This window comes from Patulibacter sp. (assembly GCF_030655195.1).
In the GTDB taxonomy this organism is placed as follows: domain Bacteria; phylum Actinomycetota; class Thermoleophilia; order Solirubrobacterales; family Solirubrobacteraceae; genus Patulibacter.
In genome coordinates this window covers 49,798-59,295 of sequence record NZ_JAURWA010000133.1, presented here as the reverse complement: position 1 = coordinate 59,295, position 9,498 = coordinate 49,798, and the positions used below count along the sequence as shown (strand labels likewise).

At 75.5% G+C, this 9,498-nt stretch carries 9 protein-coding genes and 1 pseudogene; 2 read left to right on the top strand and 8 right to left on the bottom strand.

Going from position 1 to position 9,498, the window contains the following annotated elements; genetic code table 11:
• From Q7T67_RS15010 to Q7T67_RS15000, 3 genes and pseudogenes are all read right to left on the bottom strand, one after another.
• Nucleotides 1–899: pseudogene (locus tag Q7T67_RS15010) on the bottom strand (hypothetical protein); the annotation flags it as partial.
• Entirely contained in the window at nucleotides 896–1,996 is a 1,101-nt protein-coding gene (rsmH, locus tag Q7T67_RS15005; protein WP_304791252.1) for a 16S rRNA (cytosine(1402)-N(4))-methyltransferase RsmH, read from the bottom strand. The pseudogene Q7T67_RS15010 and the gene rsmH, both read right to left, overlap by 4 nt.
• 291 nt (nucleotides 1,997–2,287) lie before the next feature.
• Nucleotides 2,288–2,779: a division/cell wall cluster transcriptional repressor MraZ gene (locus tag Q7T67_RS15000; protein ID WP_304791249.1), complete on the bottom strand. Its 492-nt coding sequence runs from the start codon at nucleotides 2,777–2,779 to the stop codon at nucleotides 2,288–2,290.
• A 985-nt stretch (nucleotides 2,780–3,764) separates the two neighbouring features.
• On the opposite strand from Q7T67_RS15000, the gene Q7T67_RS14995 reads away from it, so the two are divergent.
• A complete protein-coding gene (locus Q7T67_RS14995) occupies nucleotides 3,765–5,633 on the top strand; it encodes a hypothetical protein (protein WP_304791247.1) in 1,869 nt (622 codons plus the stop codon).
• Nucleotides 5,634–5,675: 42 nt separating this feature from the next.
• Here Q7T67_RS14995 and Q7T67_RS14990 read toward each other — a convergent pair whose 3' ends face one another.
• The 4 genes from Q7T67_RS14990 to Q7T67_RS14975 all read right to left on the bottom strand — a co-directional run bounded on the left by Q7T67_RS14990 (nucleotide 5,676) and on the right by Q7T67_RS14975 (nucleotide 8,448).
• Nucleotides 5,676–6,539: a type II secretion system F family protein gene (locus Q7T67_RS14990; protein WP_304791244.1), complete on the bottom strand. Its 864-nt coding sequence runs from the start codon at nucleotides 6,537–6,539 to the stop codon at nucleotides 5,676–5,678.
• 34 nt (nucleotides 6,540–6,573) lie between these two features.
• Entirely contained in the window at nucleotides 6,574–7,407 is an 834-nt protein-coding gene (locus tag Q7T67_RS14985) for a type II secretion system F family protein (protein WP_304791241.1), read from the bottom strand.
• The gene (locus Q7T67_RS14980; RefSeq protein WP_370695406.1) at nucleotides 7,404–7,787 is read right to left on the bottom strand and encodes an ATPase, T2SS/T4P/T4SS family; all 384 of its coding nucleotides are present in this window, start codon (nucleotides 7,785–7,787) and stop codon (nucleotides 7,404–7,406) included. The genes Q7T67_RS14985 and Q7T67_RS14980 overlap by 4 nt, the downstream gene beginning before the upstream one ends.
• Nucleotides 7,788–7,929: 142 nt before the next feature.
• On the bottom strand, nucleotides 7,930–8,448 hold the full coding sequence (locus tag Q7T67_RS14975) for a hypothetical protein (protein WP_304791235.1): 519 nt from the start codon (nucleotides 8,446–8,448) through the stop codon (nucleotides 7,930–7,932).
• Between the two features lie 115 nt (nucleotides 8,449–8,563).
• Between Q7T67_RS14975 and Q7T67_RS14970 the strand changes: the two genes are divergently transcribed.
• A complete protein-coding gene (locus Q7T67_RS14970; RefSeq protein WP_304791231.1) occupies nucleotides 8,564–9,070 on the top strand; it encodes a hypothetical protein in 507 nt (168 codons plus the stop codon).
• 10 nt (nucleotides 9,071–9,080) lie between these two features.
• Here the strand turns inward: Q7T67_RS14970 and Q7T67_RS14965 are convergent, their stop codons facing one another.
• A complete protein-coding gene (locus tag Q7T67_RS14965; protein ID WP_304791226.1) occupies nucleotides 9,081–9,359 on the bottom strand; it encodes a hypothetical protein in 279 nt (92 codons plus the stop codon).
• Between the last annotated feature and the right edge of the window lie 139 nt (nucleotides 9,360–9,498).

Here is a 9,498-nt window from a genome sequence, read left to right as displayed (position 1 = left end):
GGCGTCGTGCCGCCGGCGGCCGTGCCGCCCGTCGCGGTGCCGCCCGCCGCGGGAGCGGCCGTGCCGGTGCCGGCGGACGCCGTCCCCGTGCCCCCGCCGGTGGTGCCCGCGGTGCCGGTCGTCCCCGTCGCCGCGCCCCCGCCGGTGGTGCCCGCGGTGCCGGTCGTCCCGGTGGAGTCCTGCGTGCCGGTGGTACCCGACGCGCTCTGGGTGCCCGTGGCCGCCGGGGCGCTCGGGGTCGGCGTGCTCGGGGTCGGGGCGGCGGCCGCGCCCGCGGTCGACGGATCGGCCGCGGGACCGGCGACGCCGCCGGTGCCCGGGGCTGCGCCCTCGGCGTCGTCGGTCGCGTCGCCGTTCTGCTCCGACGGGTTCGGCGCGGGCTTCCAGTCGGCCGACGGCGGGGCCAGCATGCCCGCCGAGCGGCCGGCGTCGGCCTTGCGCGCGTCGAGGTAGCCGACGCCCTCGGGGTCAGCGATGACCATGCCCTGCGACGAGCCGAACGCGGCGACCCGGTCGGTCGACCGCAGGCCCGCGACGTCGTTGCGCAGCGTCGCGGTCTCGCGCTCGAGCTTGTTGATCTCGAGGTCGCGGGCGGCGACGGTCTGGTTCGTCTGGAGCGTCGCGGCGTGCAGCGCGATGACGCCGCAGCCCAGCGCGAGGATCATCACGAGCCACGGACGCCCGCCGGTCAGGCGGGCCAGGACGGAGATCGCGATCCGGACCGGCACGAGGGCCAGCCGGACGGGGATCAGCGCGAGCCGGACGCCCAGCGGCGCGGTGGCGAGCCCACCGGGCCGCGGGGTCGCCTTCGGCCGCCGGGGGCCGGGGACCGCGCGCAGCGGCGGCCGCTGGGGGGCCGGGCGGGCCGGGCGATGCTTCGGTGCGGGTGCGGCGCTCATGCGGCCACCGCGATCCGGCGGGCGCCACGCAGTCGGGCGGAGCGCGAGCGGGGGTTGGTCTGCTGCTCCTCGGGGGTCGGGACGACGCCGCCCTTGCCCAGCACCTCGGCCTCGGGCTCGTTGCCGCAGACGCAGATCGGCAGGTCCGGCGGGCAGACGCAGCCCTGCAGGAGGCCCTGGACGAAGCGCTTCACCCGCCGGTCCTCGAGCGAGTGGAAGCTGATGACGGCCAGCCGGCCGCCGACGCCGAGCAGGTCCCAGGCGGCGGGCAGCGCGCGGTCGATCTGGGCGAGCTCGTCGTTGACGACGATCCGCAGGGCCTGGAACGTGCGCTTGGCCGGGTGGCCGCCGACGTGGCGGGCCGGCGTGGGGATCGCGTTCGTGACGACGTCGACCAGTCGCCCGGTCGTGTCGATCGGGGCCTTCTCGCGCTCGCGGACGATCGCCTTGGCGATCTTCAGGGCGTAGCGCTCCTCGCCGAGGTCGCGGAGCGCCCGGGTCAGGTCCGGGACGTCCCAGGTGGCGACGATCTCGGCGGCCGAGACGAGCTCCGTGGCGCCCTCGCCGGCGGCCGACGGCTCGCCGAGCCCCATCCGCATGTCGAGGGGCGCGTCCCGCGTGTACGCGAAGCCTCGCTCCGCCTGATCGATCTGCATCGAGGACATGCCGAGATCGAAATACGCCCCGTCCGCGCGGAATCCTTCCGCGGCGAGCGACTCGAACGCCTGGGCGAAGGGGGCGGCGACGATGCGGACGCGGCACGGGGCGGTCGCGGCGAAGCGCTCGGCGATCTCCAGGGCGACCGGGTCGCGGTCCACGACGACCAGCGTCCCGTCCGGACCGAGCCGCCGCGCGACGAGGCCCGCGTGGCCGCCGGCCCCGAAGGTCCCGTCGACCACGGTGTCGCCCGGCTGCGGGTCGACCATCGCGACGGTCTCCTCCCAGAGGACCGGCAGGTGGGGTGCGTCGCCGTGCGGACCGGACGTGGCGGCATGCGGCTCGGGGGCACCGACGGCCGTGGCCGGGGCGTCGGCGCGCGGGCCGGGCGCGTCGGCGGGGAGCCGCAGGTGCTCGGGGTCGGGTCCGGAGGGCGGCACGACAGGGTCGTTCGACGGCGAGGAGGTGATTCCCCCATCGTGGCCGGTCGCGCCCGTGGACCCGGCGGGACGCGGGGTCGCGGGTCGTCGGCGGTCGAGCGCCGCGGGCGTGCACGCCCCGGCACCGCGGTCGGTCCGCGGCCCGGGTGCGACGGACCCGACTGGACGAGGTGCCCCGGGTGGTGCGCGACTCAGGTCCCGGTGGGCCCGAGAGGACGAGGCGCCCCGGGTGGTGCGCGACTCAGGTCCCGGTGGGCCCGGCGGGACGCGGCGCCCCGGGTGGTGCGCGACTCAGGTCCCGGTGGGCCCGGCGCCGCTGCCGCCGTCGAACGGGAACGGCTGGTCGCCGATGTCCTGGGCGATGTCGAGCATGGCGCTCTCGAGCTCGGGCGCGTAGGTCTCCCACCCCTGGCGGTCCCAGAGCTCGAACCGACGACCGGAGCCGACGAGCAGCACCTCGTTGCCGGTGATCTTCGCGTGGGCGAGGAACGCGGCGGGGATCGTGATGCGCCCCTGACCGTCGAGGTCGCCGGGGAGCGCGGCGGAGTTCAGCCAGCGCTCGATGCGGCGGGTGTTCGGGTGGGTGGGGTGGCGGCCCTTCAGCGAGGCCTCGACGAAGGAGGCGTACTCCTCGGCCGGCTCGATGCCGACGGCGGGGACGTCGAAGGACTTGACGAGGGCCAGTCCGGCCTTGAAGGGCTCGCGGAACTTCGCCGGGATCGTCAGGCGGTTCTTCGCGTCGAGCGTCAGCTCGAACTGGGACTGGAGCTGGAGGTCCGGCAAGGCGGTGGGCCGGCGGAGATGACCGGTGCGAATCGGGCCGGGAGCAGTGGGAGGAACCGCGCCCGGCCCGACTCGCTGTGGATGAACCTACCCCACCACGCCCCACTCCGCACCGCCGAATTGCACCGATTCCCCACCCCGCCATACCCACCCTTCCGGCGGAACAGATGTTCGTAGGGACAGAACCCCTGCAACGGTCTGGGCATAAGGCGTACATGAAGCGGAGCTCATGTCCTGGTGCAGGATCCGTTGCAGTTCGAAGGTAGAACAGGCGTTCCCACGATTCCGTCCAGTGTTCGTAGACGTTCGATCGTGTCGCCGTCGATACGGCCCCCGCAACGTGCGGACATCGGCCGATCGGTGGGGCCTGGTGGGGCGGATCGGTGGGGCCCGGTGGGGCGTCTCGGGGGACGTCCGCCTGCGGACCGTCGGCGACGAGCCCCGGGGCGGGTCGCGGCGGCGGGAGCGGGCTCCGTGACGGCCACGGCGACGGGGCGGGGCGGGACGGGACGGCGAGGCCGGTCGGGGCGGGGCGGCTGATGCAGACCGGTGACGGCCCGCGGCACGAACCCGCATCGGCTGGCCGGGGCGGGACGGCCGATGCAGACCGGTGACGCCGCGCGGCACGAACCCGCATCGGCCGGCCGGGGCGCGGCGGCTGATGCAGATCGGTGACGGCCCGCGGCACGAACCCGCATCGGCCGACCGGGGCGGGACGGCCGATGCCGAACGGTGACGCCTCAGGACGCAGATCCGCATCGGTGCACCGGATCCCACGCCCGGTGGGGCGCGGTGGGCCACCCCGGTGGGGCGCGGTGGGTGCAGAGGCGACGCGCCCGCGTCCGCGCCCGTCGCACGCCGCCGCCTCCACGCGACACGACACCCGCCTCCACGCGACACGACACCGGTCACCCGAGAGGGCCGCACGCCGTACCATCAGGAGTCCCTCGACGGCCGCCCTCCGTGGCCAGCAAGGACCCGCGTCATGACCGTCTCGCCGCCCGCCTCCCGTCCCTTCTCGACCGATGGTCCCTCGCGCGCCCGCGTGCGACGTGCCGTGCCGGTCGCCGCGCTGGCCGCCGCCGCGATCCTCGCGGGCTGCGGTGCCGACGACGGCACGACGACGAACGCGGCGGCCACCACCGCGGGGGCCCCGCCGCGGCCGGCCCTGGCCGACGACGTCCCCGCCCGCTCGGCGGCGTTCGCCGAGGCCACGGTCCGGCCCGGCGGCGACACGAAGACCGCCGTCGACCAGCTCCTCGCCCTCGTCGGCACGGGCGGGAAGAGCGGCAAGGGCTCGCACGCCGGCCTCAGCGACGGGTTCCTGCCGAAGGGCGTCTCGCTGCGCGAGGACGTCCTCCCCCACGTCGGCGACCACGTCGGCGCCTTCCTGCTCGGCGGCACGCCGTCCGCGACGTCCGACCCGAAGAAGGCCGCCGACGGCGCGATCGTCGCCGAGGTCCGCGACGCCGACGCGCTGCGCAAGGCCGTCGGGTCCGCCGGCACCGAGGAGCAGGTCGGCGCCGAGACGATCCGCGTCCGCGACGGCCACGCCGTCTGGATCGGCGAGAAGACCGCCGCGTTCGGGTCCGAGAAGGCCGTCCGGGCCGCGATCGCGTCCGCCGCGGGCGACGACCTCAGCGGCAACGCGCGCTTCACCGGCGCCCTGGACCAGGTCCGCACCACGAGCCCCGTCGGAGTCGCCTGGGTCGACCTGCAGCAGGCGCCGGCGCTGAACGGGGCGTTCACCTCGCTCGCCGCCCACCTCGCGGAGGGTCGATCGGCGTCGAAGGCCCGGTCCTCGGCCCTCGGCTCCCTGCCCAAGAGCCTGCGCGACCGGGTGGAGCAGCGCCTCGGCTCCAAGGGCACGTCGGCCCGCTCCGTGAAGGCCGCGGGCTTCGGCCTGAAGATCCCGGCCCGCGACGCGACCGCCGCGATGGCGCTCGAGCTGACGCCGGGCCGGCTCGTCGTGCGCTCCGGCGGCACCGGGTCCGCCCAAGTCGCCGACCCGAAGGTCGGCTCGGATGCCGTCGCGGCGCTCCCCAGCGGCTCGTGGGCGGCCTTCGGCGGCGGCACCTCCGGGTCGTTCGCGAAGGGCTCGCCGGGCGCGAAGGCCTTCGACCTCCTCTCCGGCGTCCTCGGCTCGAAGACCTCGAACGGTCTGCGCGACGCGCTCGCGGGCGTCGAGGCCGTCTCGGGCGGCGCCCAGGGCCAGAACCTCCTGGCCGCGAGCGGCGGGGTGCTGCTGCGGGCGAAGGACGACGACGCCGCGAAGGCGCTGATGACGCAGCTGCAGGGCGCCCTCTCCGGCAAGGGCGGCCCGCTGGCCGGCAAGCTCGGCGGGACCGGCGGCCTGACCGCCAAGCCGCAGTCGATCGACGGCGCAGACTCCGGCTTCGTCCTCGGCCTGCCCGGTCTCCCCCTCCAGCTCGCCGCCGGCGTCCAGGGCGACCGCGTCGCGATCGGCCTCGGCCCCGACTCGGTGACGAAGGCGCTGAAGCCCGCGAAGCCGTTCTCCGACGACGCGCTCTACGCGCAGGCGAAGGAGGAGCTCGGAGGCGTCGCCCCGTCGTTCGTCCTGCAGCCCAAGCCGCTGACCGACCTGCTCTCCAGCCTCGGCGACGGCCTCGGCGGGCTGCTCGGCAACATGGGCGGCCTCGGAGGCGGCTCCGGCAGCGCGAAGGGCGCCTCGGGCATCGGCGGTCTGCTGAGCTCGGACGGCTTCGGCCGGGCGGTCGACGCCGCCGGTCGGGTCAAGCTGGTCACCGCCGCGCGCGAGAAGACCGGTGCGACGACGTGGCGCGGCAGCCTCGTCGTCCGGTACGACGCCGCGAAGGCACCGGCCAAGCCCTGAGTCCGGGCGGCGCGCGGTCCTCCGCCGCGCGCCGGCATCGGCTCAGCCGCGCATCTGCAGGAGGCCCGCGGCGATCAGGAGCATCGCGGCGGGGACCAGCAGGAGGGCCACGACGAGCTGCACCTTCGGGGCGGCGCGCGCGGCCCGGTCGATCGCGGCCCGGGCGCGCCGTGCGCGCAGGTCCTCGGCCAGCGCCTGGAGCCCACCGGCCGCCGTGCCGCCGTGGCGGTGGGCGCGCAGGAGCAGGGCCACGAGCTCAGGAGCGCCGTCGGCCGGGCACCGGCGCCCCAGGGCGACCAGCGCCCGGTCGGTCGGCACGCCGATCCGCATCTCGGCCGCCGCCCGCCGGAGCTCCGCGCCGATCGCACCAGGGTGGTGGGCGCCCACCCGGGCGAGGGTCTCCGGGACGGATCGTCCGCTGCGCAGCGCGATCCGCAGCAGGTCGATGACGTCGGGCAGCTCGACCAGCATCCCCTCCCCGCGGGCGCGGATCCGGCGGCCGACCAGGAGGTCGGGCAGGAGGACCAGCGCCACGGGCACCGCCGCCGCGAGGAGCAACGCGCCGATCCCGAGGACCGGCAGCAGGACGACCGCGAAGGCGGCCCCGACCAGCAGGGCCGCGCCGCGGACGGCCCCGAGGTCCGCAACGGTGACGCGCGGCGAGAGTCCCGCCGCCTCCAGGCGGGCGGCGGCGTCTCGGGGTCCAGGTAGTCGTCGCCCGGCGCCCGGCCCGATGCGCCGCGCCAGCCCGAGCACCACGCCCGCCGGACCGGCGGGCTCGGCCACGCATCCGGCGTCGGTCGTCGGGCGACGCACCGCGCGCCGGTCGGCCCGGGCCACCAGCGCCTCGCCCGCACCGGCCCCGAGCGCGGCCCCGGCCAGCCCGGCCAGCACCGTGGCGATCATCGGCCCGTCCCCTCGGCCGCGTGGCGGACGGCGCTCACCGGCTCAGCCCCATCGTCAGGCGGCGGACCGCGATCATCGCCGCGACCTGGAGCAGCACCGCGGCGACGACGAGCACGGCACCCAGCGCGTTCCCGGTCACCTGCGCCACCGCGCCGGGGGCCAGCACCACGGTCCCGATCATCACGAGCGCGGGGATCCCTCCGACGATGCGGGCGGCCGACCGCGCCTGGACGATCGCGCTCTCGGCCTCGGCGGTCGCCCTCCGCGCGCGTTCGAGCGCCTCGGCCTGGTCGCGCAGGACGTCGGCCAGCTCGCCGCCCGCCTCGCCGTGCAGGAGCAGCCCGGCCACGATCGTCCGGTGCGCCGGCTCGTCGGTACGGGCCCGCCAGGCGTCCAGCGCCGGAGCCAGCGGCTCGCCCGACTCGAGCCGTGCGGCGACCCGACGCAGCTCCTCGGCCGCCGGTCCCGTCAGGCCGCTGGACCGGGAGGCCTCGCCGATCGCGCGGCGCACGCCGTGCCCGGCGTCCAGTGCGTCGGCGATCGACCGGGCCACCTGCGGCGCGCCCCGTCCGACCGCCCGCCGACGCCGCTCGTGCCGACGGCGGCGGAGCGCCCGCAGCCCCGCGGGGCCGATGCCGACAACGAGGGCGAGCGTCGGCGTGCCGAGCACCAGCAGCACGAGCGCGGTCCCGACGGACGCGGGCACGAGCCGTCGTCCCGCCCGCGACGTCCCGGCCGCATCGGACGCCCCGGCTGCGCGCCGCGCCCGCCAGCGGCGCGCACCGGCCACGACGTCCGGCGTCAGGTCCACCAGCCCGCCCGCCGCGAGCGCCCCCGCCAGTCCCGCGGCGGCGACCGCCCCGGTCACGACGGCGCCTCCGCGTCGACGGGCTCCAGCGACCACCCGTCCGCACCGGAGGTCACCCGGGCGGCCGCGGTGACGCGCCGGTGCCCGTCGGCGGTGCGGGTCTGCTGGAGGACGACGCCGACCGCGTCCCCGACCATCCGTGCGACGGCGACGTGCGGCAGGCCGACGTCCGCCATCAGGCAGAGCGTCTCCAGCCGGCGGAGCGCCGCGTCCGGCGAGCGGGCGTGGATGGTCGAGAGCGAGCCGTCGTGCCCCGTCGTCATCGCGAGCACCATGTCCAGCGCCTCGGCACCCCGGACCTCCCCGACGACGATGCGATCGGGCCGCATGCGCAGGCCCATGCGTACTTCAGATCGCAGCCCGGTGCGGCCCTTCGGCATCGTCCGTATGCCGCCCAGCCGCAAGTAGCAACCCAAGCGGCACGCTGACCGCCTCCTACCGGCGTGGACCCGGCCTGCGCGCCTCGCGGTGCCGCTTGGGGTGCTGGTAGAGGTACCTGCCAGCGGGCGGGTTCTCTCCCCCCTACTTCTCGTCCGGGTCGTTCTCCTGAACGGCCATCAGGGTCACGAGGATGGCTCCGACGAGGCCCAACGTCGTCACGAGGTCCTTCGTGGCGGTGTCGACTGCGCCAGCGCGCTCAGAGAGGTCCGCGAGAAGCGCCAGGACGGCGAACAACAGCGTCGACCGCTGAGACGGAGTGGCGCTCGTCAGGAATCCGTCATGGGTCGTGTCGTCCGCGACCTCGCGCCAGAGTTCGTCGGGAACCTCCTGGTACGCCGCGAGAGCATCCTCAGACACGGGAAGGTCGGCGGCGACTACCCGCGCGTACTCGACTATCGGAGCAACGTCGTGGGCGAGCGCGTTCCGCAGCGGCGCTAGATCAGAAGTCGTGCGGAGGGACTTCCGCAGGGTCTCCAACTGCGACGGAGAGAACGCGAGTCCAAGCGGCGCGATGCGGTCCAAGGTGCGCTGCATGTCGTTGAACGGCGCGATGCGGTCCAACGTCTTCTGCATGTCGTACAGCGGCGCGATGCGGTCCAAGGTCCGCTGCATATCCGCCGTCGGGTCAGAGCGCCTTGCCACAACCCACACCGTAGGCCGTCAGCCGGACGCCCTACTGCTAGCAGGCGTCCGGCCGGCGCGGGACCATGCCCGCATGGCCGACGAGCCCAAGAAGTCCGGCGCAGACAGCATCCTGGCGAGGATTCGAGAAGGGCGCGCACGCTACGAGGCGATGACGCCCGAGGAACGCGCCGAGTCCGACGCCCGGTCGCGCGAGCGGACGGACCGGCAACTAGCGGAGTTGCAGGCGCAGAACGAGGCTACGCGCCTACGTCAGATTCGGAACGAGCCGTTCATGCGGATGCAGGCTGACCAAGAGGACCGGATGCGCGACCTCCAGCGGTCGAACGCCGAGATGGCCGAGACGATGGCGAAGCGCCGCGCGGAGGGCGTCGGCCGTGAGGAGGCGATGATCGAGCGGCTGGGGGTACTCGCGGAGGCCGCGACGCACGAACGCGCCGAGGCCCAAGAGCGCGAGCGCGTGGCAGAACGTCGCCATACAGAGGCTCTAGCCATCGCCCGTAGCGGTGTGTTCTGGGCGCGCGTCGCCGGAATCCTGGCTGCCGTGGCGATCATCGCCACCGTCGCGGTCGCGGTCTAGGAACAGACGCCTACTGCTCGCAGGCGATGCCGTCGCCGTCCCGGTCGTGACGGTCGTACGCGCCGTCCGGCACCGAGTACGAGTGGCCGATGTCGTCGCAGTTGCCGCCGGGCGCGGTGTAGGTCTCGGTCACCCGTGCCGGTGGCGACGGGTTGTTGATCTCGTCGATGATCGCGCTGCCGATCCCGATGCCGAACCAAGCCACGAGCCCGAGCGCGACGAGCCACGCGACGCCGACGCAGGCGTAGATCCCCGGCTCGTCCCGAACGTTCCTGATGAACCCACGCACGGGGCCACCGTACACCGAGGGTCCTGGCGCGAACCAAGGGTGCAGCGGGTCAAGTGGTACGGAGCCTGTTTGGACCCTCAGGTGAGGGACCACTAGCCCGAGTGTGGACGCCCCCGATTCTTCGGGTCGATTCTTCGCT